This is a genomic window from Streptomyces sp. NPDC057682 (assembly GCF_042799575.1).
Classification (GTDB): domain Bacteria; phylum Actinomycetota; class Actinomycetes; order Streptomycetales; family Streptomycetaceae; genus Streptomyces.
In genome coordinates this window covers 1-24,697 of record NZ_JBHVIN010000028.1, presented here as the reverse complement: position 1 = coordinate 24,697, position 24,697 = coordinate 1, and the positions used below count along the sequence as shown (strand labels likewise).

The 24,697-nt window shown below is 73.8% G+C and carries 18 protein-coding genes; 10 read left to right on the top strand and 8 right to left on the bottom strand.

Annotated features, from left to right (window positions below; genetic code table 11):
- Positions 1 to 11 precede the first annotated feature (11 nt).
- From ACFVDM_RS36465 to ACFVDM_RS36455, 3 genes are all read left to right on the top strand, one after another.
- Entirely contained in the window at positions 12 to 1,538 is a 1,527-nt protein-coding gene (locus ACFVDM_RS36465; RefSeq protein WP_383650980.1) for a hypothetical protein, read from the top strand.
- Between the two features lie 85 nt (positions 1,539 to 1,623).
- Entirely contained in the window at positions 1,624 to 2,553 is a 930-nt protein-coding gene (locus ACFVDM_RS36460) for a hypothetical protein (protein WP_383650979.1), read from the top strand.
- 59 nt (positions 2,554 to 2,612) lie between these two features.
- Positions 2,613 to 7,352 (top strand): hypothetical protein, encoded by a 4,740-nt coding sequence (locus ACFVDM_RS36455; protein WP_383650978.1) that lies wholly within the window; start codon positions 2,613 to 2,615, stop codon positions 7,350 to 7,352.
- A gap of 33 nt (positions 7,353 to 7,385) precedes the next feature.
- Here the strand turns inward: ACFVDM_RS36455 and ACFVDM_RS36450 are convergent, their stop codons facing one another.
- Positions 7,386 to 7,880, bottom strand: coding sequence for a hypothetical protein (locus tag ACFVDM_RS36450; RefSeq protein ID WP_383650977.1), 495 nt, complete (start codon positions 7,878 to 7,880; stop codon positions 7,386 to 7,388).
- A gap of 401 nt (positions 7,881 to 8,281) precedes the next feature.
- Between ACFVDM_RS36450 and ACFVDM_RS36445 the strand changes: the two genes are divergently transcribed.
- From ACFVDM_RS36445 to ACFVDM_RS36430, 4 genes are read left to right on the top strand one after another with little or no spacing between them, the layout of a single operon-like run.
- The gene (locus ACFVDM_RS36445; protein ID WP_383650976.1) at positions 8,282 to 11,107 is read left to right on the top strand and encodes a nitrate- and nitrite sensing domain-containing protein; all 2,826 of its coding nucleotides are present in this window, start codon (positions 8,282 to 8,284) and stop codon (positions 11,105 to 11,107) included.
- On the top strand, positions 11,104 to 11,547 hold the full coding sequence (locus ACFVDM_RS36440; RefSeq protein ID WP_383650975.1) for a roadblock/LC7 domain-containing protein: 444 nt from the start codon (positions 11,104 to 11,106) through the stop codon (positions 11,545 to 11,547). Before ACFVDM_RS36445 ends, ACFVDM_RS36440 begins: the two co-directional genes overlap by 4 nt.
- Positions 11,548 to 11,556: 9 nt before the next feature.
- Positions 11,557 to 11,979: a DUF742 domain-containing protein gene (locus ACFVDM_RS36435; protein WP_383650974.1), complete on the top strand. Its 423-nt coding sequence runs from the start codon at positions 11,557 to 11,559 to the stop codon at positions 11,977 to 11,979.
- On the top strand, positions 11,960 to 12,565 hold the full coding sequence (locus ACFVDM_RS36430; RefSeq protein WP_383650973.1) for an ATP/GTP-binding protein: 606 nt from the start codon (positions 11,960 to 11,962) through the stop codon (positions 12,563 to 12,565). The genes ACFVDM_RS36435 and ACFVDM_RS36430 overlap by 20 nt, the downstream gene beginning before the upstream one ends.
- Before the next feature lie 19 nt (positions 12,566 to 12,584).
- Here ACFVDM_RS36430 and ACFVDM_RS36425 read toward each other — a convergent pair whose 3' ends face one another.
- The 4 genes from ACFVDM_RS36425 to ACFVDM_RS36410 all read right to left on the bottom strand — a co-directional run bounded on the left by ACFVDM_RS36425 (position 12,585) and on the right by ACFVDM_RS36410 (position 15,564).
- A complete protein-coding gene (locus ACFVDM_RS36425) occupies positions 12,585 to 13,775 on the bottom strand; it encodes a lipid-transfer protein (RefSeq protein ID WP_383650972.1) in 1,191 nt (396 codons plus the stop codon).
- Positions 13,772 to 14,239 (bottom strand): Zn-ribbon domain-containing OB-fold protein, encoded by a 468-nt coding sequence (locus ACFVDM_RS36420; protein WP_383650971.1) that lies wholly within the window; start codon positions 14,237 to 14,239, stop codon positions 13,772 to 13,774. The genes ACFVDM_RS36425 and ACFVDM_RS36420 overlap by 4 nt, the downstream gene beginning before the upstream one ends.
- Positions 14,240 to 14,287: 48 nt before the next feature.
- A complete protein-coding gene (locus ACFVDM_RS36415; protein ID WP_383650970.1) occupies positions 14,288 to 14,635 on the bottom strand; it encodes an Mpo1-like protein in 348 nt (115 codons plus the stop codon).
- Between the two features lie 122 nt (positions 14,636 to 14,757).
- A complete protein-coding gene (locus ACFVDM_RS36410) occupies positions 14,758 to 15,564 on the bottom strand; it encodes a M15 family metallopeptidase (protein WP_383650969.1) in 807 nt (268 codons plus the stop codon).
- 105 nt (positions 15,565 to 15,669) lie between these two features.
- Between ACFVDM_RS36410 and ACFVDM_RS36405 the strand changes: the two genes are divergently transcribed.
- A complete protein-coding gene (locus ACFVDM_RS36405) occupies positions 15,670 to 16,179 on the top strand; it encodes an NUDIX domain-containing protein (protein ID WP_383650968.1) in 510 nt (169 codons plus the stop codon).
- 124 nt (positions 16,180 to 16,303) lie between these two features.
- Here the strand turns inward: ACFVDM_RS36405 and ACFVDM_RS36400 are convergent, their stop codons facing one another.
- The gene (locus tag ACFVDM_RS36400) at positions 16,304 to 18,655 is read right to left on the bottom strand and encodes a glycoside hydrolase family 31 protein (RefSeq protein ID WP_383650967.1); all 2,352 of its coding nucleotides are present in this window, start codon (positions 18,653 to 18,655) and stop codon (positions 16,304 to 16,306) included.
- A 250-nt stretch (positions 18,656 to 18,905) separates the two neighbouring features.
- Here ACFVDM_RS36400 and ACFVDM_RS36395 point away from each other — a divergent pair, with 250 nt between their 5' ends.
- Positions 18,906 to 20,882 carry an acetoacetate--CoA ligase gene (locus tag ACFVDM_RS36395; RefSeq protein WP_383650966.1) on the top strand — a complete coding sequence of 659 codons (1,977 nt, stop codon included), beginning with the start codon at positions 18,906 to 18,908 and terminating at the stop codon, positions 20,880 to 20,882.
- Positions 20,883 to 20,949: 67 nt separating this feature from the next.
- Positions 20,950 to 21,870 carry a hypothetical protein gene (locus ACFVDM_RS36390; RefSeq protein WP_383651009.1) on the top strand — a complete coding sequence of 307 codons (921 nt, stop codon included), beginning with the start codon at positions 20,950 to 20,952 and terminating at the stop codon, positions 21,868 to 21,870.
- 85 nt (positions 21,871 to 21,955) lie between these two features.
- Here ACFVDM_RS36390 and ptsP read toward each other — a convergent pair whose 3' ends face one another.
- Both ptsP and ACFVDM_RS36380 read right to left on the bottom strand, forming a co-directional pair.
- Positions 21,956 to 23,626, bottom strand: a complete 1,671-nt coding sequence (ptsP, locus tag ACFVDM_RS36385) for a phosphoenolpyruvate--protein phosphotransferase (RefSeq protein ID WP_383650965.1) — start codon at positions 23,624 to 23,626, stop codon at positions 21,956 to 21,958.
- Positions 23,627 to 23,702: 76 nt separating this feature from the next.
- Positions 23,703 to 24,152 carry a PTS glucose transporter subunit IIA gene (locus ACFVDM_RS36380; RefSeq protein ID WP_383650964.1) on the bottom strand — a complete coding sequence of 150 codons (450 nt, stop codon included), beginning with the start codon at positions 24,150 to 24,152 and terminating at the stop codon, positions 23,703 to 23,705.
- Between the last annotated feature and the right edge of the window lie 545 nt (positions 24,153 to 24,697).

Sequence of the window (24,697 nt, the reverse complement as noted above, 5' to 3'; positions counted from 1 at the left end):
ATCTGTGCAGCGTGACTTCGCCTGCCTACACGGACACCGCTGCGCCCCAGCTCAGCGCGGGACCGCGGCCCGCCCCGGGCCCGGCCGCCGACGAGGGGCTCTCGCGGCGGCTGCGCGCGCTCGCCTGCACGGCGCCGCTGCACGACCTGGACGTGCGCAAGGCGAACCTCGCCGGGGAGTACACGGTCTACGCGATGGCCGAGGTCGCCCTCGCCGCGATCGACCACGTCACGCTCAACATGGACTTCGACACCGGGGCCGACCACGACCAGATAGTGGCCAGACTGCTTCCCCGCGTCGCCGCCCAGGCCCCGGCCCGCCCGGCCGCCGAGCACGAGCGGGTCGCCCGCTGGGTCCTGGAGAACCTGATCAACGTCGGCAGCGTCGACCGGGGCTTCCGCGCGGTCTACGGCACCTTCGGCCCCGACGGCGTCTACGTCCGCCGCGACTACGACTTCAAACTGATCGAGGAGGTCCCCGGCCACGGCGGCAGCGTCTATCTGAGGGCCACCGACGAAGCGGTCAACGTCCTGGTCGGAGCCCTCGACACGGACGTCACCAGCGCCCAGATCGCCGCCGAGGTGAAACTGGAGGTGCTGATCAGCCGGGGCCGCCTGGCCGACGCCCAGCTCGCCGCCGAGCAGGCCCGCTACCGGACCGTGCAGTACGCGGAAACCCTCCGCAAGACCCTCGACGCCACCCGCCGCAACGTGCGCGCGGTCGACTGGCTCAACGCCGTCCCCGACATGATCGCCGAGGCCCTCGACCACGTGGCCGACCGCTACCGCCACGAGAACGCGATCCTCACCAACATCCGCAAGGCCCGCGACGAGGCCGAGGAGCCCGAGCACAAGCGGCGCGCCGCCGAGCTGGTCGACATCGTCAAGGACTGCATCCGCCGCCACACCCAGCTCCAGTCCCGCCTGCTGGAGGCCGGCCCGCTCTTCCGCGCCGAACAGGACCGCCAGGCCTTCGCCGCCCCCGCCGCCCGCACCGGCCTCGACCTCTACGGACAGCTCCTCGCCCCGCTGCTGCCCCTCCCCGTCGAACAGTCCATCCGTGCCACCGACGCCTTCTTCGCCCACGGCACCGGACTGCGCACCCCGGCCTCCGTCCGCCTCGGCGACCTGGTCGAGCTGCTGCTCACCCCGCCGCTCGAACGCGAACACCTGGGCGCGGAGATGCCCGAGCCCGATCTCATCGCCACCCCGGACGACAGCCGCTTCAGCGAGGAGCAGCTCGCCTCCGCCATGGACCTGCTCGACCTGGAGCACGACGCGCCGCGTCGGCTGTCAGGACTGCTGGCGGAGGCCCGGCGCCGCGACCCCGATCTGCCCTACCTCGTCGCCCTGCTCGCGGTGCACGCCGCGAGCCCCCCGGTCGGCACCGCCTACCGGCAGGGCGAACGCCGTCTGCTGTTCTCCGTCGACGACGGCACCCCGCTGGAGGACGCCGAGTTCGGCGGCGCCGACCTCATCGTCGGCACGGCCCTGCTGGACGCCGCCGGCATGGCCGTGGACCGGTCCGAGGCCACATGACCACCACCCGGCCCGCCCACGGCCCGCTCTCCGCCGTGCCCGGCCACCCCGTACCGAAGACGTCCCGCAGCAAGGAGCACGCGTCGTGAGCGACCACCGCGCAGAGCACACCGACGCCTGGAGCGAACCGTCCGCGCACCCGGCCGACCGGACCCCGTCCGGATACGGCGCCGAGCGCCCCGCCCCGCCCGCCGCCGTCACCCCGGCCGACGCGGCCGACGCGGCCCGGCTCGTCGCCTTCGGACTCCAGCCCAAACTGCTGCCCGCCCGCGACGCCGAGTACGCCGAACTGCTGCGCCGGTACCGGGACGAGCCCGCCTTCGCCCGCCTCGCCGACGCCGTGGCCACCGGGCTCGGACTCGTCGTGCTGGAGGTGTCCACCCGAGCCGGCATGGCCGTGACCGCGGGCGAGGACTCCGTCTTCGCCGTGCGCATGGGCGACTACGCCCGCCGCGCCTCCTCGGACTCCGCCGACCGCTTCCTGCACGGCCTCGCGCATCTGGCCGTCGCGGCGATGGCCTTCCCGCGCCCCGAGGACCTCGCCGACGACGCCTACATCGGCCGGATCACGGTCAACGGCGTCGACGCCTTCGTCCGTCAGGCCTGCCACCGGCTGGAGGAGCGGGCGGACCGGGACGGCGACAACAGCGACCCGGCCAGCGACGCCCCCGGACTGGAGGCCGGCTGGCGGATCTACGCCCGGCGCAGCGCGACCGGCGCCACCAAGGACGCCCGGCGGCTGGCCGGCTCCACCACCGGCATCGTCGGCAAGGCCGTCGCCTTCCTCACCGACTCCGGCTTCCTCCAGCGCACCGGCGACGACGCCGGAGGCGCCTTCCGCACCACCGCCCGCTACCAGCTCCAGGTCCGCGACATGGCCGGCAGCGCCGCCATGGCCGAACTGCTGGAGCTCGGCGTGGTCCCCGTCACCGACGGCTCGGCGACCCTGCTCCCGCCGCCCGACCCCGACGGCATGGAACTGGCGGCCGGCGCAGGCCTGCCGTTCCACGGCTGACCCGCAGCCCCGCCACCGACGCCTTCCTTCCGCCGCCTGAACGACGAGAGTCCGCCGCCATGTACGAGCTGTCCCGGGTCCGCCTCTACTCCATCGGACCGGCCGGCGCCCGCTACGCCGACACCGTGCTCGACCTGCGCGGGGTCGGAGAGCCCGTGCCCCGCCCCGCACCGGCCCAGGCGGAGTTCTTCGAGGACGAGCCGGTCGGCCCGCCGCGCCGCCCCGCCCCCGCCGGCGTGCTCTTCCTGGAGAACGGCGGCGGCAAGTCCGTCCTGCTCAAGCTGATCTTCTCGGTGATGCTGCCCGGCCACCGCAACACCCTCGGCGGCGCCAGCTCCGGCGTCCTGCGCAAGTTCCTGCTGGCCGACGACTGCGGCCATGTCGCGCTGGAGTGGCAGCACACCCTGACCGGCGAGTGCGTGGTCGTCGGCAAGGTCAGTGAATGGCGCGGACGCCAGGTCTCGAACGACCCCAGGAAGTTCGCCGAGGCCTGGTACTCCTTCCGGCCCGGCCCGGGACTCAGCCTGGACTCGCTGCCCGTGGCCGAGGCCGGCGCCGTCGGCCGTCCCGCCGAGGGAGCCTCCGGCGCCCGCGGCCGGCGCCGCACCATGAAGGGCTTCCGCGACGCGCTCACCGAGGCCGGGAAGTTCTACCAGCACCTCGACGTGCACTGGGAGGAGATCCACGACCGCTGGAACGAGCACCTGGGCGATCTCGGCCTGGACCCCGAACTCTTCCGCTACCAGCGCGAGATGAACGCCGACGAGGGCGAGGCCGCCGGGCTCTTCGCGGTGAAGAAGGACTCCGACTTCACCGATCTGCTGCTGCGCGCCGTCACCGACACCCGCGACACCGACGGCCTGGCCGATCTCGTCGGGGGCTTCGGCAACAAGCTGGGCCGCCGCGCCGAGCTGACCGCCGAACGGGACTTCACCGCGGGCTCCGTCGACCTGCTCGGCCGCATCGTCGAGGCCGCCCGGACCCGGGCCACCGCACGGGACATCCACGCGGGCGCCGAACGCCGCACCCGCACCCTGGCCCGCCGGCTCTCCGCCCGCGCCGGCGAGGAACGCGGCCGCACCGCCGTACTCGCCGAGCAGGTCACCGCCGCCGCCCACACCGTCACCGGCGCCGAGGAGACCCGGGGCCGCAGCGCCCTGATCGCCGCCGAACTCGCCTACCGGCACGCCTCCCTGGCGCTGACCGCCGCCGAGAAGAGCGCCGCCGCCCAGCGCCGCGAACTGGGCGACGCCCGCACCCTGCACTCCGCCTGGCAGGCTGCCGAGGCCGTCCTGCGCCACCGTGCCGCGGCCGACCGCTCGGCCCGCGTCGCCGCCGCCATCCGCGAGGCCGAACGGGACGCCGCCCCGGCCCTCGCCGCCCGTGCCACCGCCGCCGCCGACCTCGTCCGGGCGCTGCACACCGCCGCCGAGGCGGGCGAGCAGGTGGCCAACGAGGAGGAGGAGCGCTCCGACGCCCTCCAGAGCGCGGGCGAGGCCGCCCACCGGGACGCCACCACCGCGGCCACCGAGGCCCAGCGCGCCCGCAGCGAGGCCGGCCATCTGCGCCAGCGCCTGGCCGAGGTGGAGCAGGAGACCGCCGAGGCCGTCCGCGCGGGCTGGCTCGACGACACCGCCCCCGACGCCGACCCGGCCCGCGCCGCGCTCGCCGCCAACGACGCCGAACAGGCCGCGGTGGCCGCCTGGGACACCGCCCGTGAGGCGGCTTCGGCCGCCGCCGACCGCTCCCGGCAGGCGGCCGCCGCCGAGAGCCGGGCCGAGCTGGCCGAGGCCCGCGCCGCCGACGCGGCCCGCGCGGCCGAGCAGGCCTACGAGGCCGAACTGCGGGCGGCCGAGTCCATCGCCGCCGACCAGCGCCTGGCCGACCTCCTGGGCCTGCCCGCCGCGGGCGGAGTGCCCCGGCCCCGGCGCGGCGCCCAGGACGGCCCCGACGGAGCGGAGGAGACGGACTCCGGGACCGGCCCGGCGGACGCCGGAGCGCCGCTCACCGCCGACGCCTTCGACCGCAACGCCGACGAACTGCGCGACCTCCTCGACCAGGGCGTGGCCGCCGCCGAGCGCCGCCTGTTCGAACTGCGCACCGCCGCCGCCGACGACGCCCGCATCCTCGGCGCCCTCGGCGACGGAGGACTGCTGCCCCCCGGCCCCGACGTCCTCGCCACCGTGGAGTACCTCGGCGAGCACGGCATTCCGGCCCTGCCGGGCTGGCGCTACCTCGCCCAGGCCGTCGACCCCGCCGACCACGCGGCCGTCCTGGCGGCCCGGCCCGAACTCGTCGACGGCGTCGTCATCACCGACCCGGACGCCCACGCCCGCGCCCGCGAGGTGCTGGGCGCCGCGGCCCTGCTGCCGCGCTCCGCCGTGGCCGTGGGCACCGCCGCCGCTCTGCTCGCCCCCGTCCCGGAGACCGGCACCGGGACCCTCCGGGACGCCGAGGGAGTCTTCCTCGTCCCGCCGAACCCGGCCATGCACGACGAGCACGCGGCCGACGAGGAACGGCAGGCGCTCCGCACCCGGGCCGCCGCCCGCGACGAGGACATCCGCACACTGGCCGCCCGCCTGGCCGCCGACCGCGCGCTCGCCGCCCGGATCGCTTCCTGGCGCGCCGACTGCCCGCCCGGCATGCTCGCCGAACTGGCCGGGGCCGCCGGAGCCGCCCGTACCGCCGCCGGGACGGCGACGGCCGCACTGGCCGAGGCCCGCACCGCACGGGCCGAGGCCGACGAGGCGGCGGCGGACACCGCCCGGGTCCGCGAGGAGCGCCAGGAGGCCGCCCAGCGCGCCCGCCGCGCGGCCGACGCCCTGGCGGGTCTCGCCCACCGGCTGCGCGAACGGGCCGGCTGGCAGGCGAAGCTGCGCGAACTGGCCGACGAGGCGGCGGAGTCCGAGGCGCGGGCCACCGCCTTCCTGGAGCGGGCCCGCGCGGCCGACGAGGACCGCAGGGCCGCCCAGCGCGCGGCCGACGACGCCCGCCGCACCGCCCGCGCCCTGCGCGCCGAGCGGGCCGAGATCGCCGGCGCCCCCGAGCACCTCCCCGAGCAGGGGACGGACACCCCGCGCCAGGCGCTGCCCGCCCTGCGCGAGGCGTACCGCGCGGCGTCCCAGCTGTACGAGAAGGTCGGCGTCGGCGCCGACCTGCGCGCCGAGCAGGCCCGCGCGGAGAGCGACGAGAGCGCCGCCCTGGCCGAGCTGGACAGGCTGACCAACAAGGTCCGCACCCGGGCGGCCCAGCTCCTGGAGGGAACGGACGGTGCCGACGGCCCGTCCCGGCAGGCCGCCGCCGCCCGCGCCGAGTCACTGGTGCAGCTCCTGGAGAGCCGCGCGTCCGCGGCCAGCGAGCAGCTGGGCCGGCTGCGCGGCGAGGCCGAGCGGCTCGCCCCGGCCGACGGCGAGAGCCTGCACACCGAGCTGCCCGAGGACCGCGTCCCGGCCGACGCCGAACAGGCCCAGGCACTGCTGCGGACCGCCACGGGTGAGCTGGCCGCCGCCACCGCGGCCCTGGAGACCGCGCGCGCCGCGCACGCCGAGCTGCTCCGCGCCCACCGCACCGCGGAGGACTCCGCGGGCGGCTTCGACGAGACCGCGGCCCTGCTGCGCGATCTGCTGCGCGACCACGCCCCCGAGGAGGACGGAGAGACCCCCGAGCCGTACCCGGGCACGCTGGAGGAGGCCCGCCGGTCCGCCGCCGAGGCCCGCCGCTCCTTGCGCGGCTGCGCCGCCGATCTGTCCACCGCGGAGGCGGCCGTCCGCGAGACGAGCGACGTCCTCGTCCGGCACGCCAACTCCACCCGGTACGAACAGGTCCGCACCCCGGCCCGCCAGCAGATCCGCGAACTGCCCGCCGCCGCCCTGCCCGAGCACGCGGAGAAGTGGGCGGCCGCCTTCGCGCCCCGGCTGCGCGTCCTCACCGACGAGCTGGCCCAGCTGGAACGCAATCGCGACTCCATCGTCGACCGGCTGCGCGGTCTGGTGGAGTCGGCGCTCACCACGCTGCGCTCCGCCCAGCGGCTCTCCCGGCTGCCCGAGGGCCTGGGGGAGTGGTCGGGCCAGGAATTCCTCCGGATCCGCTTCGAGGAGCCCGACCAGGCGACCCTCACCGAACGGCTGGGCGAGGTCATCGACGAGGCCACCAAGGCGGCCCTGCGGAAGAACTCCGATCTGCGCAGGGACGGCATGTCCCTGCTGCTGCGCGGGGTGCAGGCGGCCCTGGAGCCCCGGGGGATCGCCGTGGAGATCCTCAAGCCGGACGCGGTGCTGCGCGCCGAGCGGGTGCCCGTCGGTCAGATGGGCGACGTCTTCTCCGGCGGTCAGCTGCTCACCGCGGCGATCGCCCTGTACTGCACGATGGCGGCGCTGCGCAGCAATGACCGGGGCCGTGACCGGCACGAGCACCGCCATGCCGGGACGCTGTTCCTGGACAACCCCATCGGCCGCGCCAATGCGACCTATCTGCTCGAACTCCAGCGGGCGGTGTCCGACGCGCTCGGAGTTCAGCTGCTGTACACCACGGGTCTGTTCGACACCACGGCGCTCGCCGAATTCCCGCTCGTGATCCGGCTCCGCAATGACGCCGACCTGAGGGCCGGGCTGAAGTACATCAGCGTCGAGGAGCATCTGCGTCCCGGGCTGCCCGATCAGGACCCGGACGGCGAGACCGTGCACGGCGAGATCACGGCCACCCGCATGTTCAAGCGCTCGGCGACGACCGCCGACGTACCGGCGGCACGCAGTGGGAACGACCCGCGCACGGTGTCCTCCGAGGCCGAACGGTCTCGGTGAACGAGGCACGGTGACCCGGGAGCGGGGCGCCGGTCAGGCCCGTGAGAGGCGGCGACCGGTGTCCCGCCCGCGTATCGCCGTGCCGTCCCGCCCGGCGGCGCGCTCCGCGCGCCTGGCCCTGCGCCGCTCCCGGCGCAGCCGCCGCGCCGAACTGCTGGGCACCGACACCACGCCGTTGCGCTGGTTCCACACCTGGCGGGTGACCCAGACGTCCAGCACCGACCAGGTGGCCACCACCGTGCTGGCCACGCTGCTGAGCACCATCGGGAAGGCCAGCCAGGACCCGGCCAGCGACGCCAGGAAGGCGACCATGGCCTGCACGAGGGTCAGCGCCAGGATGAGCACCGCCCGCACGGCGGCCCTGCGCACCGGGTCCGGCATCCGCCGCCGCCCGGCCGGGTCCTCGACCCAGAGCTGCGGCCGGGGCGGCTGCGGAGGGCCGGCCGTCCGCGCGGCCGGAACGCCCGTCTCCGTCGACGTCCGGGCCGGTGGCAGCTCCACCGCACCATGACGCGCCTGCGTGTCCAAGGTCTTCAACTCCCCACCACTGTCCGACTTCAGGGTTGCTGCCCCGCATGCACCCTTTCTACGCCGCCGGGCCGCCCCGGCCGTGCCCGGGGGCACCGTGCACCTCTTCCGCCTCGTACGGAATGACGAGTGGCGGACCGTGAAGATTCCCCCGAAGCGGTATGGAACGCATACTTCCAGCCAACCGGGAGGGTGTGGAAATTGTCGCTCCGACTGGCCTCTTCTGCCGTATTCGCGAATTTCATCTCCCGGAATACGCGGACAACTCAAGGTCAACTGCCAGTAAGGCGGCCGAAAATCGTCCGGACATGCCTTCGAGTTGTCTGTGAGTCGGTAGTAGGCTCGCGCCGTTTGTTGACGGAACACCGTCCCCGCCCACCGGGGTCGAGCTGGGGGAGACCATGCGCTTTCGCGGAAAGTCCATCCGCAGGAAGATCGTGGCCCTGCTCCTGGTGCCGCTCGTCTCGCTCACCGGGCTCTGGGGCTTCGCCACCTATCTCACCGGCCGCGAGGCCGGACAGCTGCTGAGCGCGAGCGCCGTCGTCGACAAGGTCGGGCACCCCCTGGAGGACACCGTCCGGGCCGTCCAGAGCGAACGCCGCCAGACCCTGGTCTTCCTCGCCGACCCCCGCGCCTCCGACGCCCTCCCCGTCCTGCGCCGCCAGCGCGCGGCCACCGACCGGGTCGTGGCCCGCGTCACCTCGGGAGCGCACCAGAAGGACATCCGCGACGCACTGAGCTCCGACGCGGCCGCACAGCTCGGCTCCATCCTCGGCGCCGTCGAGGAACTGGGCGCGCTCCGCGACTCCGTGGACCGGCGCAGCATCGGCCGGGACAGGGCGATGGACTACTACAACCGCCTGATCGACCCCTGCTACCGCTTCCTGACCGGCCTGCACACCATGGAGAACGTCTCCATGGACAAGCAGGTGCGTGCGCTGACCGGGGTCTCCCAGGCCCGCGAGATGCTCGCCCGCGAGGACGCCCTCGTCGCCTCCGGCCTCCTGGCCGGGCGGTTCACCGCCGCCGAGCTGCGCCGGATCTCCGACCTCGTGGCCAACCGGAAGCTGCTCTACGAGGTCAGCCTCCAGGTGCTCCCGGCCTCTGAACGCGACCGGGTCCAGCAGTACTGGTCGGGTCCCGACAGCGAGCCGCTGCGCACCGCCGAGGAGAAGCTCCTCGCCCAGGGCCCCACCGAGAACTCCCGCGCCGTGGACGCCGCGCGCTGGCAGGAGGTGGCGCCCCCGGTCCTGGACCGGCTCGCCAACGACTCGACCGAGATGAACAACCGCTTCCAGGACCGCGGCCGCCCCGCCGGCTACGGCGTCCTGATCAAGGCGGGCATCGCCGGTGTCCTCGGCTTCCTCGCCCTGCTGGTCTCGGTCTTCGTGTCCGTACGGATCGGCCGCGAGATCGTCCGCGACCTCGCCCGGCTCCGCAAGGACGCCCACGAGGTCTCCGGTGTCCGGCTGCCGAGCGTGATGCGCCGCCTCGCCGCGGGCGAACAGATCGACGTCGAGACCGAATCGCCGCACCTGAGCTACGAGAAGGACGAGATCGGCCAGGTCGGCCAGGCCCTCAACACGCTCCAGCGCGCCGCCGTCGAGGCGGCCGTCAAACAGGCCGACATGCGACGCGGCGTCTCCGAGGTCTTCGTCAACCTCGCCCGCCGCAACCAGGTCCTGCTGCACCGCCAGCTGACGCTCCTGGACACCATGGAACGCCGTACCGAGGACACCGACGAACTCGCCGACCTCTTCCGCCTCGACCACCTCACCACCCGCATGCGCCGCCACGCCGAGGGCCTGGTGATCCTCTCCGGAGCCGCCCCGTCGCGGCAGTGGCGCAAGCCGATCCAGCTCATGGACGTCGTCCGCGCGGCTGTCGCCGAGGTGGAGGACTACGAGCGGATCGAGGTCCGACGGCTCCCGCGGCTCGGCGTCGGCGGCCCCGCCGTCGCCGACCTCACCCACCTCATCGCCGAACTCCTGGAGAACGCCACGGTGTTCTCGCCCCCGCACACCGCGGTCCAGGTCCACGGCGAACAGGTCGCCAACGGCTTCACCCTGGAGATCCACGACCGGGGCCTCGGCATGCCGCCCGAAGCGCTCCTGGACGCCAACCTCCGGCTGGCCGAGACCCCCGAGTTCGAACTCTCCGACACCGACCGGCTCGGCCTCTTCGTGGTCAGCCGTCTCGCCCAGCGCCAGAACGTCCGGGTCTCCCTCCAGACCTCGCCCTACGGCGGCACCACCGCGGTCGTCTTCATCCCCGCGGCGCTGCTCACCGACGCCCCGGAGTCGCACGGCACGGGGTTCCGCCTGGACCGCAGGTCCGAGAAGGCGATCGCCAGCAGCAGGCCCGGTGGCGAACCGGCGACGGACCGGGACGAGGACCCCTCCGAAGCCCGCCGGCCGCGGCCCGTCGGCGCGCAGGACCGGCCCGGAAGCCTCGCGCCCGTGCCCAGCGGTCTGCTCGACGGCCCCGTGGAACTCGAAGGCCCGGTCCGACCCCTGGACTTCGACCGCGACCCGCTGCTCGAAGCGGTCGCGGGCCGGGGTCCCGCGCGGACGGAGGACGGCGTCCACGATCTGGAGGACACCGAGAGCGAGCGCGGTGGCATCTTCCGCGCCCGCGAACTGCGCCGCGACGGCGACCGGGACCAGCACCAGCAGGCCGCCGACCGCACCTCGGGGCCGGACGCGGTGCGCCCCCTGCGGCCGGGCGGCGCTCGCCCGCTGCCCCGCCGCACGCCCCCGACGCTGGTCAGCGACCGGGGCCGCCGGGTCGACGAGGACGGCCGCGCCCATCCCACCGGCGGCGACCGGGAGGCCGCGCGCCCCGCGACCGGACCCGTCCCGGCCGAGATCGCTCGCCGCCCCGCCGAACCCCCGGCGACGCCGCCGGTCCCGGCCCCCCGGTCCGCCGCACCCGCCGCGGCCCCCGTGCCGCCCCCGCCCGCCGCGTCCGACACCGTGGGCGGTCTGCCCCGGAGGGTCCGGCAGGCCAGCCTCGCCCCGCAGCTCCGCGACGAGCCGGCCGGCCGCACCGCCGTACCGGACCGGGTGGAGAGCATCGAGGACATCGAGCGCGACGCGGACGAGGTACGCGACCGCATGGCCTCGCTCCAGCGCGGCTGGCAGCGCGGACGCCGGCAGAACGCCGAGGACACGACCCGCCCCGGCGACCCAGCACGAGGAACCACACCAGGAGGGGACGGTCCATGACCGCACCGCACGCCTCAGCACTCAACACCGCACGTCAGGGGTCGGGTGAGCTCAACTGGCTGCTCGATGAACTGGTCGGGCGCGTCACCAGCGTCCGCAAGGCGCTCGTGCTCTCCAGCGACGGTCTGCCCACCGGCGCCTCCCAGGAGCTGACCCGTGAGGACGGCGAGCACCTGGCCGCCGTCGCCTCGGGGTTCCACAGCCTGGCCAAGGGCGTCGGACGGCACTTCGACGCGGGCCGGGTCCGCCAGACGGTCGTCGAACTCGACGAGGCGTTCCTCTTCGTCACCGCGGCGGGCGACGGCAGCTGTCTGGCCGTGCTGGCCGACTCCGACTCGGACGTGGGCCTCGTCGCGTACGAGATGACGCTCATGGTCAAGCGCGTGGGCGCCCATCTGGCCAACGCGCCCCGTACGTCCGGTCCGTCCTCCGGAGGGTGAGTGGACGCAATGAGCGCCGGCCGATCCGGCACCCCGGACATCCCGGGCGATCCGCAGTCCTCGCGCTGGTACGACGCCGACGCGGGGCCGGTGGTCCGCCCGTACGCGATGACGAGGGGACGCACCAGCAGTGCGTCGCGTCACCGCCTCGACCTGATCGCGATCGTCGTGCCCGAACCCGCGGCCGACGATCCCGGACGGGACCAGATGCTCTCGCCCGAGCATGTGGAGATCGTCGAACTCTGCAGTGCGATGCCCCAGTCGATCGCCGAGCTGGCGGCCGGACTCGACCTCCCCGTCGGGGTGGTCCGGGTCCTGGTCGGTGACCTCGTCGAGGACGAGCTGGTGCACGTGACCCGTCCCGTTCCGCCGGCCGAACTGCCGGACGTGAACATTCTTCGCGAGGTGATCAATGGCCTTCGGGCGCTCTAGCCGCAACAGGCGGCCCGTGGAGCCGGTTACCCTCAAGATCCTGGTGGCGGGCGGCTTCGGCGTGGGCAAGACGACCCTGGTCGGGGCGGTCAGCGAGATCAAACCGCTGCGCACCGAGGAGCGGCTGACCGAGGCGGGGCGTCCGGTGGACGACCTGGACGGTGTCGAGGCGAAGACCACGACGACCGTGGCGATGGACTTCGGCCGGATCACCCTCCGCGAGGACCTGGTCCTCTATCTCTTCGGGACCCCCGGACAGGACCGGTTCTGGTTCCTCTGGGACGAGCTGGCGCAGGGGGCGCTGGGCGCGGTGGTCCTCGCGGACACCCGGCGGCTGGCGGACTGCTTCGCCGCGGTCGACTACTTCGAACGGCGCGCGATCCCCTTCGCCGTCGCCGTCAACTGCTTCGAGGGCGCCGAGCGGTTCGCCGCCGGGACGGTGCGGGCCGCGCTCGATCTGGACCCGCAGGTGCCGGTGCTGATGTGCGACGCCCGGGACCGCCCGTCGGTGCGCGACGTCCTGGTCGCGGTGGTGGAGCACGCGGTGGCCCAGGTGGAGGCGGTACGCGAACCCGCCGCCACCTGAGCCGTGCGGCGCGCCGCGCTCAGCGCACCGCCACGATCGCCGAGCCGTGGCCGAACAGCCCCTGGTTCACGGCCAGACCGGTCCGGGCACCCGGGATCTGCCGCTCGCCCGCCGTGCCGCGCAGCTGCCGGGTCAGTTCGCAGACCTGGGCGATGGCCTGGGCCGGCACGGCCTCGCCGAAGGAGGCCAGGCCGCCGCTCGGGTTGACCGGTACCCGCCCGCCGAGCGCGGTGGCCCCCGAGCGCAGGAGCGCCGCGCCCCCGCCCGGGGCGCAGAGTCCGATGTCCTCGTACCACTCCAGCTCCAGCGCGGTCGACAGGTCGTACACCTCGGCCAGCGAGAGTTCACCGGGGCCCAGGCCCGCCTCCTCGTAGGCGGCCCGCGCGATCGAGGCGCGGAAGCCGGTGGCGGCGGGCTCGACGGCGAGGGCGGAGTCCGTCGCGATGTCGGGGAGGTCGAGCACGGTCCTGGGGTAGACGGGGGTCACCGTGGCCACGGCGCGGATGCGGACCGGGTCGGCGGCCCCGTGGCGCCGGGCGAACTCCATGCTGGACAGCACCAGGGCGGCCGCCCCGTCGGAGGTGGCGCAGATGTCGAGCAGCCGCAGCGGATCGGCCACCACGGGGGAGGCCGCGACCTCCTCGGCGGTGACCGGGGTCCGGTAGCGGGCGTCCGGGTTCAGCGCCCCGGCCGCCGCGTTCTTCACCTTGACCCGGGCGAAGTCCTCCGGGGTGTCCCCGTACAGCGCCATCCGGCGGCGGGCGTACAGGCCGAAGTACGCGGGGTTCGTCGCGCCGAGCACCCGGAAGCGCAGCCAGTCGGGATCGTCGGGCCGCTCGCCGCCCGCCGGGGCGAAGAAGCCCTTGGGCGCCGCGTCCGCGCCCACCACCAGCACCACATCGGCCTGTCCGGCCAGGATCTGGGACCGGGCGGTGGCGACGGCCTGGGCGCCCGAGGCGCAGGCCGCGTACACACTCGTGACCCTGGCCCCCTGCCAGCCCAGGGCCTGGGCGAAGGTGGCTCCCGCCACGTATCCGGGATAGCCGCCGCGCACGGTGTCCGCGCCGACGACGGAGCGTACGTCCCGCCACTCGACGCCCGCGTCCGCGAGCGCGGCGCGGGCCGCGGTCGTTCCGTACTCGACGAAACCACGGCCCCATTTGCCCCAGGGGTGCATCCCCGCCCCGAGGACGGCCACGTCCCCGCTCATGCCTCACCCTCCCCGGGAGCGGCCGGTACGGGGCGCCAGTGCCAGGTGGCGCGTTCGTCGCCGGTTCCGGCGGCCAGGACGCCCGGCACCACCTCGACCGTCATGCCGACCGCGAGGTCCGAGGGACGGACGCCCGGGGCGGCCTGCCCCAGCACCACCATCCGCTCGGCCGCCAGCTCCACCGCGACCAGGGTGTACGGCTCCCAGGGCGCGTCCGGGTCCGAGAGGTAGGGGGCGGGCGGCCGGTAGCGGCCGTCGGTGTACGACCAGACGGTGCCGCGCCGCGACAGCGGCACGTCGACCGGCTCGTCGCCCGTACAGCCGGGATTGCGGCAGAAACCGCGGTGGGGCGGGAAGAAGACCGAGGAGCAGCGCGGGCACCGGGTGCCCAGCAGCCGGAACTCCTCCTCCGTACCGTCCGTGGTGAACCACCCGGCCACCACAGGTATGCGCTCGCGCGGCAAAGCCCCTCCCGGCACTGGATCTGACGGAACGTCAGAAGTGTGCCACGGTCAGCTGTTGTCGGCGAGCCACTTGGCGGCGGTATCGGCCAGCTCCTGGTCCCGGCCGGCCAGCATCATGCCGATCATCTGGGCGTCGCCGCGCAGCGACCACGCGGGGTGGCCGAAGGTCGCCGGGTTGTTCTTCTCGATCAGGAAGTGCGCGGGCCAGGCGGTTCCGTACCCGATCAGGGGCAGCGCGAGCGCGTACCGCTTCCGGCCGCGCGCCAGCCCGTAGGCGGTGAGGGCGAGACCGGTCACGGTGCCGGTCAGATGGACCCAGCGGGTCGCCGCGCGGGAGTGCATAGCGACGTAGTAGGGCCAGAACTCTTCGTACGAATCGAACGTCTGCTGAGACATAGGGGCACCGTAATGGCTGGACCGGCAACCGGATACGGCGGATCCGCGTCCGAGTAGACGAGCGGCCGGCCGGAACCCACGGGGGTGGTCCCGGCCGGCCGCTCGTCCGGATCCGGCGCCCGTCAGTGGCCGGCGACCGACCTGCGGGCCACCGGGAAGTCGAAGTAGGTGTCCGGGAAGGCCTCCGGCTTGAAGGTGTAGTGCCACCACTCCTCGGCGAGGTTCACGAAGCCCAGGTCCGTGAGGGTCCGCTTGAGGAACTGGCGGTTGGCCCGCTGGACGCCCTGGATTCGGGGATCGTCGGTGTGCGAGAGGGTGTCGAAGCAGTCGAAGCCGGTCCCCATGTCGACCGAGTTGTCCGGAAAGCGCTCGGCCCGGGGTGCGAAGCAGGGAACGAGCGGTTCACCGGGGCGGTACGGCCGGGTCGGCGCCGCGGGCAGCCGGACCAGGGTCAGGTCCACCGTGCTGCCCCGGCTGTGCCCGGACTTCTCGGCGATGTAACCGTCGGCGAACAGCCGGGTCTTGTCGACCCGCGGATAGAACTCGCCCTTCATCGTCTCGTCGTCGAGGTCCTTCGCCCACCGCACGAAGTGGTCGACGGCCCGCTGCGGCCGGTAGCAGTCGTAGACCTTGAGCGAGTAGCCCTGCGGCCGCAGCCGCTGCTGCGCGCGGTGCAGGGCCTCGGCGGCCGGGCGGGTCAGGATGCACAGCGGCTGCCGGTACCCGTCCACCGGCACCCCCATGAAGTCGTGCTCCGTGGGGTAGCGCATCTCCTGGATGATCGTGGGATCCACGGAGGAGAGCGCCACGAACGCGTCGGGGGCCTTCGGTTCGGGTCTCGCCTGCGCCGCCGGGGTGGCGACGGTGGCGGCGAGCAGAGCGGCGGCAGCGGTGGCCAGGACACGGGAGGCGGAAGCAGTACCTGTCATGAGCACATCGAACACTAGGCGGGCCCCGTCCGGAGGGACATCGGATACAGTCCGCGCGTCCCCGCGACGACGCGGCGGCCGGACACGAGGAAGGCGGAGGAACCCGTGATCCACTCCCACTGCGGCGACTGCGGAACGCCCTACACCGGGCTCCCGTCCCCGGGCGCCTGGCCCCGCACCTGCGCCGCCTGCGGCACCACCGCCTACCGCAACCCCCTGCCGGTCGCCGTCGCCCTGCTCCCCGTCACCGGCCCGGACGGCACCGGACTCGTCGTCATCACCCGCACCATCGCGCCCCACATCGGAGGCACCGCCCTGCCCGGCGGCTTCGTCGACCACGACGAGGACTGGAAGCACGCCGTCGTCCGCGAACTCCGCGAGGAGACCGGGATCGCGGCCGCCGCGGCCGAGGTCCGCCTCGCCGACGCGCTCAGCGACACCGCGGGGTACCTCCTGCTCTTCGGACTGCTCCCCGCCCGGCCGCTCGCCGCCCTCCCGCCGTCCGCCCCCACCGACGAGACCTCCGGTTACGCGATACTCCGCGCCCCCGCCCCGCTCGCCTTCCCCCTCCACACCGAGGCCGCCGACGCCTGGTTCGCGGGCCGCTACCGCTGAGGGCCGGGCCGGGGACCGGTCCGCCGCCGAGGGGGCCGCACCCTTGTCCGGACCGGCGGGCCGCTATCCGGACCGGGCCGCCCGGAGCGTCCCGCACACGGACCGGCAGGCCGTCCGGAGCGCCTCACACCCCCCGCACCCGGACCGGCAGATCCACCGCCGTTCCCTCGCCGTCCCGCTCCACCACCACCCGGCCCTCCGACCACCGCGAGGCGTACCGCTCGACCACCACCGGCTCCCAGCCGTCGCCCGGGTCGCGCACCACCGAACCACCGCCCGTACGGCCCCGGACCGGAGCCCACACCTCCAGTTCCAGCGCTCCGTCCGCACCCCGCACCGGAAGCACCGCACCCGCCCGCGCCAGCACCGGCACCCGCGTCAACGGAGCCTCGACCTCCACCCGCCCCGGCCCCTCGTACACCGCGCCGCTCACCGTGTCGTACCACCGCCCCGGCGGCAGCCGCACCGGCCGCCGCGACACCCCGGGCTCCAGCACCGGTGCCACCAGCAGCGCCTCGCCCAGCAGGAACGCGTCCCCGCACTCCCGCAACAGCCGGTCGCCCGGCGTCGACCACCACAGCGGACGCACGTACGGGGAGCCCGTCAGCCACGCCAGCCGGGCCAGCGTCGTCCAGTACGGACGCAGCCGCTCCCGCTCCCTCAGCACCGCCCGCGCCCCCTCCAGCACCAGCGGCCCGAACTCCCACGGCTCCCGGCGCCCCGCGTCGATCGCCGCGTGCGTACGGAACAGCGGAAGATACGCCCCCAGCTGGTACCACCGCAGATACAGCTCCGGCGACGGGGACCCGTCGAAACCGCCCACGTCCGGCCCCGAATAGGGCACCCCGCACAGCCCGAGACCCAGCACCAGCGCCAGCGAGGCCCGCAGCCCCGGCCAGCCCGTCGCCACATCACCCGACCAGGTGCCCCCGTAGCGCTGCATCCCCGCCCACCCCGAACGCGAGAACAGGAACGGCCGCTCGGCGGGACGCAGCCGGGCCAGTCCCTCGTACCCGGCGCGCGCCATGGCCAGGCCGTACACGTTGTGCGCCTCGCGGTGGTCGCCGCCCCGCCCCTCCAGGACGTGCCGCGCCGACCGCGGCAGCGTCGTCCCGCCGAACGCGGCGAACGAAACCGGCTCGTTCATGTCGTGCCAGACACCGGAGAACCCCTGTGCCAGCCGTTCCTCGTACCACCCGCCCCACCACGTGCGCACCTGCGGATCCGTGAAGTCCGGATACACGCACTCACCCGGCCACACCTCCCCGCGCACCGCCCGCCCCCGCGCGTCCCGCACGAACGCCCCCGCCGCACCGACCGCCGCACCCGAATCGAACACCGGATCACCCGGCTTCGCCGTCACCGCCGGATCCACGATCGACACCAGCCGCACCCCGTCCTCGCGCAACTCCTTCGCCAGCCCCGGAAGATCGGGGAACCGCTCCCGGTCCACCGTGAAGACCCGGTGCCCGTCGAAGTGGTCGATGTCCAGATGCAGTCCCGACAACGGCAGCCCCCGCTCCCGGTACCCGGCCGCCACCCGGCGCACCTCCCGTTCGCTCCCGAAACCCCACCGGGCATGCTGCGGCCCCAGCGCCCACGACGGCGGCACCGCCGGCGCGCCCGTCAGCGCCGTCCACCCCTGGAGCACCCGGGCCGGCGTCCCCGCCACCACCCAGCAGCGCAGCGGCCCGCCCTCCATGCGCACCTCGGACGCGCCCGGCCGGTCGTGCCCCGAACCCTCCCCCTCCTCGCCCTCGCGCAAGGTCACCCGGCCCGCCCACGGATTGTCGTGGAACGCCAGATGCGTCCCCGCGTCCGAGACCACCATCTGCACCGGCATCGTCAGATACAGCGGATCGTCCCCCGGCCCGAACCGTCCACCCGGATCGGTGTTCCACAGCGTGTAGACCCCGTCCCCCAGCCGGGGACCCGAAGCCCGCCCGCCCAGCCCGAAGAACCGCGCGTCCGCCGGAAGCTCCGACCGCTGCACCCACCGCGCCGGACCCCCCGCCACCGGCTCCCACCACCGCGGCGGCAACTCCCGCCGCAGCACCACCCCGCCCGGCGTCCGCAGCTCCACCGCGCCGTGCCGCGACACGGCCACCGTCAGCCGCTCCGACACCACCTGCCAGCCGCCGTCCTTGTCCGGTTCCAGCACCGCGCGCGGATCGGCCTCCGGGACCTCGTCCGGCAGCGCGTACGACGGCAGCGGCTCCGCCACGTCCCAGCCCCAGAACACCGCCCCGCCCACCGCCACCCGGATCCGCAGCTCCGAACGGGCGAACCGCACCGTGCCGCCCCCGGGCCCCGGCTCCGCGTCCACGACGGTCCCCGGCACCCGTGCCCGTTCCGGTCCCCGCGCGGGCAGCGCCCGCGCGTCCGTCCGGGCCCGCCGCCACGCCGAGCGCACCGTGCGCAGCCCCTGCCTCGAACCGACCAATTTCACCGAGCGCACCAGGTCACGACCGTCCATGCGGCTCACCCTGCCACCCGGCGATCCGGGAACGGGTTCTGTTCAACTTCCGTTCACCCGCGATCCGGCATGTCACCACCCGCCGGCACGTGGCCGGGCCACATACCGGGACACGCGACCGTGGTCCGGCAGCCCTGGTGCGAAGGACGATCACATGGCATCGTCCGTGAGGCCGCCTCACGCGCACACCCCGGCCCGTGCGCGCGACACACGCACACACCGCGTACCCGTACCGTCAGGGAGCAGCCCCATGACCTCAGCAGCCGACGAAGCCCCTCTGTGGCAGCCCGGCCCGGACCGCATCGCGGCCGCGGCCGTCACCCGCTTCCAGAGCTGGGCGGCCGAGCACCACGGAGCCCCGGCCGACGGCGGCTACGCGAGCCTGCACCGCTGGTCCGTCGAGGAACTCGACACCTTCTGGCAGGCCGTCGCCGAATGGTTCGACGTACGCTTCTCCACCCCGTACGAGACCGTCATCGGCGACCGGACCATGCCCGGCGCCCAGTGGTTCCCCGGCGCCACCCTCAACTACGCCGAACACGCGCTGCGCACCTCCGAGGACCCCTCGCGGGCCGACGCGCCCGCCCTGCTCCACGTCGACGAGACCCACACCCAGGTCCCCGTCGCCTGGTCCGACCTGCGCCACCAGGTCGGCTCCCTCGCCGCCGAACTCCGCGCCCTCGGCGTCACCCCCGGCGACCGGATCAGCGGCTACCTCCCCAACATCCCGCAGGCGGTCGTCGCCTTCCTCGCCACCGCTGCCGTCGGCGCCGTCTGGACCTCCTGTGCCCCCGACTTCGGCGCCCGCAGCGTCCTCGACCGCTTCCAGCAGGTCGAACCCGTCGTCCTGTTCACCGTCGACGGCTACCGCTACGGCGGCAAGGAGCACCACCGCGCGGACACCGTCGCGGAACTCCGCCGCGAACTGCCCACGCTGCGCGCCGTCGTCCACATCCCGCTGCTCGGCACCGAGGCCCCCGAGGGCACCCTGGAATGGTCGGCCCTCACCTCCGCCGCCACCGAGCCGGTCTTCGAACAGGTCCCCTTCGACCACCCGCTCTGGGTCCTCTACTCCTCCGGCACGACCGGCCTGCCCAAGGCCATCGTCCAGTCCCAGGGCGGCATCCTCCTCGAACACTTCAAGCAGATCGGGCTCCACTGCGACCTCGGCCCCGAGGACCGCTTCTTCTGGTACACCTCCACCGGCTGGATGATGTGGAACTTCCTCGTCTCCGGCCTCCTCACCGGCACCACCCTGGTGCTGTACGACGGAAGCCCCGGATTCCCGGACGTCGGCGCCCAGTGGCGCGTCGCCGAACAGACCGGCGCCACCCTCTTCGGCACCTCCGCCGCCTACGTCATGGCCTGCCGCAAGGCGGACATCCACCCCGGCCGGGACCTCGACCTCTCGCGCGTGCAGTGCGTCGCCACGACCGGCTCGCCGCTGCCGCCCGACGGCTTCCGCTGGCTCCACGACGAGGTCGCCGACGACCTGTGGATCGCCTCCGTGAGCGGCGGCACCGACGTCTGCAGCTGCTTCGCCGGAGCCGTCCCCACCCTCCCCGTCCACATCGGCGAACTCCAGGCCCCCTGCCTCGGCACGAACCTCCAGTCCTGGGACCCGGCCGGCACCCCCCTGACCGGCGAGGTCGGCGAACTCGTCGTCACCCAGCCCATGCCCTCCATGCCGGTCCGCTTCTGGAACGACCCCGACGGCAGCCGCTACCACGACAGCTACTTCGACATGTACCCCGGCGTCTGGCGGCACGGCGACTGGATCACGATCACGGACCGGGGCTCCGTCGTCATCCACGGCCGCTCCGACTCCACCCTGAACCGCCAGGGCGTGCGCATGGGTTCCGCCGACATCTACGAGGCCGTCGAGCGCCTGCCCGAGATCCGCGAATCCCTCGTCATCGGCCTGGAGGAGCCCGACGGCGGCTACTGGATGCCGCTGTTCGTCCACCTCGCCGAAGGCGCCACACTCGACGACGCCCTGCGCGACAGCATCAAGCGGACCATCCGCGAGAACCTCTCCCCGCGCCACGTCCCGGACGAGGTCATCGAGGTCCCCGGCATCCCGCACACCCTCACCGGCAAGCGCATCGAGGTTCCGGTCAAACGCCTCCTCCAGGGAACGGCCCTGGCCAAGGCCGTCAACCCCGGCTCGATCGACAATCTGGAGCTCCTCCACTTCTACGAGAAGCTGGCCCGCGACCGCCGCTGAAACCGCCACTGTCAGTGCCCATGGTTACGCTGAGTGAGCAAAGTTGGACAGCGTACTGGGGGACATCATGGCGCAGACCAGGAACAAGCGGCCCACCAACCGCGGCCGGACCGGCACCACCACCCTGCGACGCACGCTGCGCCGCGAAGCACCACGCACCATCGGCCTGCTGGCCGACGCGCAGGACTTCGCGGCGATGCGGCGCTACCGCAGCTTCACGTTCGACGACCACGCCGTCTATCTGGAGCAGGTGGAGAGCCTGCTCAAGACCTTCGCCGCACAGGGCACGCACACCACCGTCGCCCTCTTCGACCCCGAGGAATACGCGCAGTACTGCAGCGAGTCGGGCATCGCACCCGACACCCCGACCGGCCGCAGCAGGTTCACCGCGGAGATCGCCGCCTGCGGCGCCACCGTCGCCTACACCGGACAGCCGCTCGACACCCTCATCCCCCTCCTCGTCTCCCGGGCCGCCCGCCGCGCCACCTGGGAGTACGCCACCGTGCTGCTCGCCGGACTGGGGGACTGCGCCGACTGCGGCCAGGACATCGGCCGCGCGGCCTTCGACCGCGCCTCCCATCTGCTGCTCCGGCTGCTGGCGGCGGCCGGCCCCGGCACCCACCATCTGGTGTGCAGCACGCCCACCGACAACGAACAACTGCTGGCCGCCCTGCACACCGCACGCGACACCACCGGCCCCGCCCATCTCGACACGGCCGAGGGCGCAGAGTTCGTGACGGTCCTGGCCGTCGGCATCGGGCTCGACCGGCACGGGGGAGTGGTCCTGCGGACCAGCGCCCCCGACGCCCCCGACCGGGTCCACGGCTGGCGACTGTCGGGCGGTGTCCTCCATCCGCTCACCGCGGGCGAGGTCTTCAGCGCCTACTGCACCGACGCCGAGACCGGCGAACCCGTCTCCCCGGAGCCGGGCGTGGAGTACTGCGCGGGATTCGACATCGGAGCCGACGAACCGGAGGCACACCGCTGAAACGACGGAAGGGGCTCCCTGCCACCATCGGCGGGAAGCCCCTTCCCCTCGCACCGGCCGCGACCGCGGACCGGAACGGACGGTCCTACTCGCCCGAGAGCACCGCCTGCGCGGCGACCCGCGCCTCCTCGGCGGAGTCCGCGGCCCGCGCGGCCGAAGCGGCCCGCTCGCACTGGGCGAGCGTGTGCTTGGCCAGCGTCGCGCGCACATACGGGATGGATGCGGCGCCCATCGACAGCGACGTCACACCCAGCCCGGTCAGCACACAGGCGAGCAGCGGATCGGAGGCGGCCTCACCACAGACACCACAGCTCTTGCCCTCGGCCCTCGCGGCCTCGGCGGAGAACGCGACCAGGTCGAGCAGCGCCGGCTGCCACGGGTCCTGGAGCCGGGAGACGGCGCCCACCTGACGGTCGGCGGCGAAGGTGTACTGCGCCAGGTCGTTGGTCCCCAGCGAGAGGAACTCGACCTCCTTCAGCACCGAACGGGCCCGCAGCGCGGCGGACGGGATCTCGACCATGGCCCCGAACTTGGCCTGCAGCCCGGCCGCACGGCACGCGTCGGCGAAGGCCTTCGCGTCGGCGCGGTCGGCGACCATCGGCGCCATGACCTCCAGGTGCACCGGCAGCCCTTCGGCGGCCTTGGACAGCGCCGTCAGCTGGGTGTTGAGCACATCCGGGTGGTCCAGCAGGCTGCGCAGACCGCGCACGCCCAGCGCCGGGTTCGGCTCGTCGGCGGGGGTCAGGAACTCCAGCGGCTTGTCCGCGCCGGCGTCCAGCACCCGCACCACGACCCGGCCTTCGGGGAAGGCCTCCAGCACCGCGCGGTACGCGGCGACCTGCTTCTCCTCGGACGGAGCCTGCTTGCTGTCGTCCAGGAACAGGAACTCGGTACGGAAGAGGCCCACGCCCTCCGCGCCCGCCTCGACCGCCGCCGGCACGTCACCGGGCCCCCCGACGTTGGCCAGCAGCGGCACCTTGTGTCCGTCGGACGTCGCGCCCGGCCCCGTGGAAGCGGACAGCGCCGCCTTGCGGGCCGCGGCGGAGGCCTCCATCTCGGCGCGCTTCTCGGCGCTCGGCTCGATGAAGATCTCGCCGGTGCTGCCGTCCACGGCGACGACGGTGCCCTCGGCCAGTTCGCCGGCACCGGGGAGCGCCACGACCGCGGGCACACCGAGGGCACGGGCCAGGATGGCGCTGTGGCTGGTGGGCCCGCCCTCCTCGGTGACGAAGCCCAGCACGAGCGCGGGGTCCAGCAGCGCGGTGTCGGCCGGAGCCAGGTCACGCGCGATCAGCACATAGGGCTCGTCGCTGTCCGGCACACCGGGCATCGGCACCCCCAGCAGCCGGGCGACGATACGGTTCCGCACGTCGTCCAGGTCCGCGACCCGCCCGGCCAGGTACTCCCCGGCCCCGGCGAGCAGCGCCCGGTACGAGGCGAACGCGTCGTACACACCCCGCTCGGCGGTGCTCCCGACAGCGATACGCCGGTCCACGTCCGCCATCAGCTCGGGGTCCTGGGCCATCATGGCCTGGGCCTCCAGCACGTGCTGGGCCTCGCCCCCGGCGAGGTTGCCGCGCGCGATCAGGTCGGCGGCCACGGCCTCCACGGCCTGCCGGGCCCGCCCTTGTTCGCGCTCGGCCTCCTCGGCGGGGATCTGCTTGGCCGGCGGTTCGAGCACAGCCGTGCCCATGTGCCGTACCTCGCCGATCGCCACACCGTGGCTGACGCCTACGCCTCGCAGCGTTGTCTGCATTTCACCCGTCTCCGGTTGTGCGGTGGCCCCTGCCCCCGCGATGGATATCCAGTCGGCTGTCACTGCGCCGAACGTGTCACTGCCAGGCGAACAGGGAGTCGCCGACCTTGACCTCGCCGTCCTCGACGACTCCGGAGAGGGAGTCGGCGGTGGCCTCCAGGGCCACGACGGGGCAGATCGGTGACTTGCCGGCCGCCTCGACGGCCGCCGGGTCCCAGCGGACGACGGACTGACCGCGGGTGACGGTGTCCCCCTTGTTCACGAGCAGCTCGAAGCCCTCGCCGTTGAGCTGGACGGTGTCGATGCCGAGGTGCGTCAGAACTCCGTGTCCCTCACCGTCCACGACCACGAACGCGTGCGGGTGGAGGGAGACGACGATGCCGTCGACGGGCGAGACGGCCTCCGAGCGCTCGCGCACGGGGTCGATCGCGGTACCGGGACCGACCATCGCTCCGGAGAAGACCGGGTCGGGTACGGCGGTGAGCCCGATGGCACGCCCGGCGAGAGGGGACGTCACAGTGGTCATGGGGGGCCTCCCAGAGTGGAGCTTCGTTGGCGCCGCCGCGACGGGTGGAGGACGGCCTTACTGCTCAGCAGCGTAAGTCATAAGAAGTCCCGGTTCCGCCCGACTCGTGGCGGTTCGAGGACCTAGGGGTGCACCGGAAACGATTTGCCTCGACTCCCGGCGCCCTGTACTGTCGTACTCCTGCCTGGCCCCAACGCGACTTTGAGTCGGGGGTCGGCGGCACCGATTGAGTCCAAACCCTAACCCGAAATCGGGCAGACGCATGTCTGCGGGGGGTTGGTCGGAGGGCCCGGAAGAGCCTGATACAGTCGGTCCGGCCGAAAGGGAAAACGCGAAAGCGAATTCCTGAAAGGCAAAAGCTTGACCCGCTTCGACCGGGAATCGGACACGAAAGAGTCTGATAGAGTCGGAAACGCAAGACCGAAGGGAAGCGCCCGGAGGAAAACCCGAGAGGGTGAGTACAAAGGAAGCGTCCGTTCCTTGAGAACTCAACAGCGTGCCAAAAGTCAACGCCAGATATGTTGATACCCCGACCTGCCGAAGGC

What these genes read in the sequence shown, in the direction of transcription:
- ACFVDM_RS36390 (WP_383651009.1), top strand. Translation starts at nt 20,950, where the DNA reads ATGGCGCAGACCAGGAACAAGCGGCCCACCAACCGCGGCCGGACCGGC.
- ACFVDM_RS36445 (WP_383650976.1), top strand. Translation starts at nt 8,282, where the DNA reads ATGCGCTTTCGCGGAAAGTCCATCCGCAGGAAGATCGTGGCCCTGCTC.
- ACFVDM_RS36400 (WP_383650967.1), bottom strand. Translation starts at nt 18,655, where the DNA reads ATGGACGGTCGTGACCTGGTGCGCTCGGTGAAATTGGTCGGTTCGAGG.
- ptsP (WP_383650965.1), bottom strand. Translation starts at nt 23,626, where the DNA reads ATGCAGACAACGCTGCGAGGCGTAGGCGTCAGCCACGGTGTGGCGATC.
- ACFVDM_RS36430 (WP_383650973.1), top strand. Translation starts at nt 11,960, where the DNA reads ATGGCCTTCGGGCGCTCTAGCCGCAACAGGCGGCCCGTGGAGCCGGTT.
- ACFVDM_RS36380 (WP_383650964.1), bottom strand. Translation starts at nt 24,152, where the DNA reads ATGACCACTGTGACGTCCCCTCTCGCCGGGCGTGCCATCGGGCTCACC.
- ACFVDM_RS36435 (WP_383650974.1), top strand. Translation starts at nt 11,557, where the DNA reads ATGAGCGCCGGCCGATCCGGCACCCCGGACATCCCGGGCGATCCGCAG.
- ACFVDM_RS36410 (WP_383650969.1), bottom strand. Translation starts at nt 15,564, where the DNA reads ATGACAGGTACTGCTTCCGCCTCCCGTGTCCTGGCCACCGCTGCCGCC.
- ACFVDM_RS36395 (WP_383650966.1), top strand. Translation starts at nt 18,906, where the DNA reads ATGACCTCAGCAGCCGACGAAGCCCCTCTGTGGCAGCCCGGCCCGGAC.
- ACFVDM_RS36415 (WP_383650970.1), bottom strand. Translation starts at nt 14,635, where the DNA reads ATGTCTCAGCAGACGTTCGATTCGTACGAAGAGTTCTGGCCCTACTAC.
- ACFVDM_RS36425 (WP_383650972.1), bottom strand. Translation starts at nt 13,775, where the DNA reads ATGAGCGGGGACGTGGCCGTCCTCGGGGCGGGGATGCACCCCTGGGGC.
- ACFVDM_RS36455 (WP_383650978.1), top strand. Translation starts at nt 2,613, where the DNA reads ATGTACGAGCTGTCCCGGGTCCGCCTCTACTCCATCGGACCGGCCGGC.
- ACFVDM_RS36440 (WP_383650975.1), top strand. Translation starts at nt 11,104, where the DNA reads ATGACCGCACCGCACGCCTCAGCACTCAACACCGCACGTCAGGGGTCG.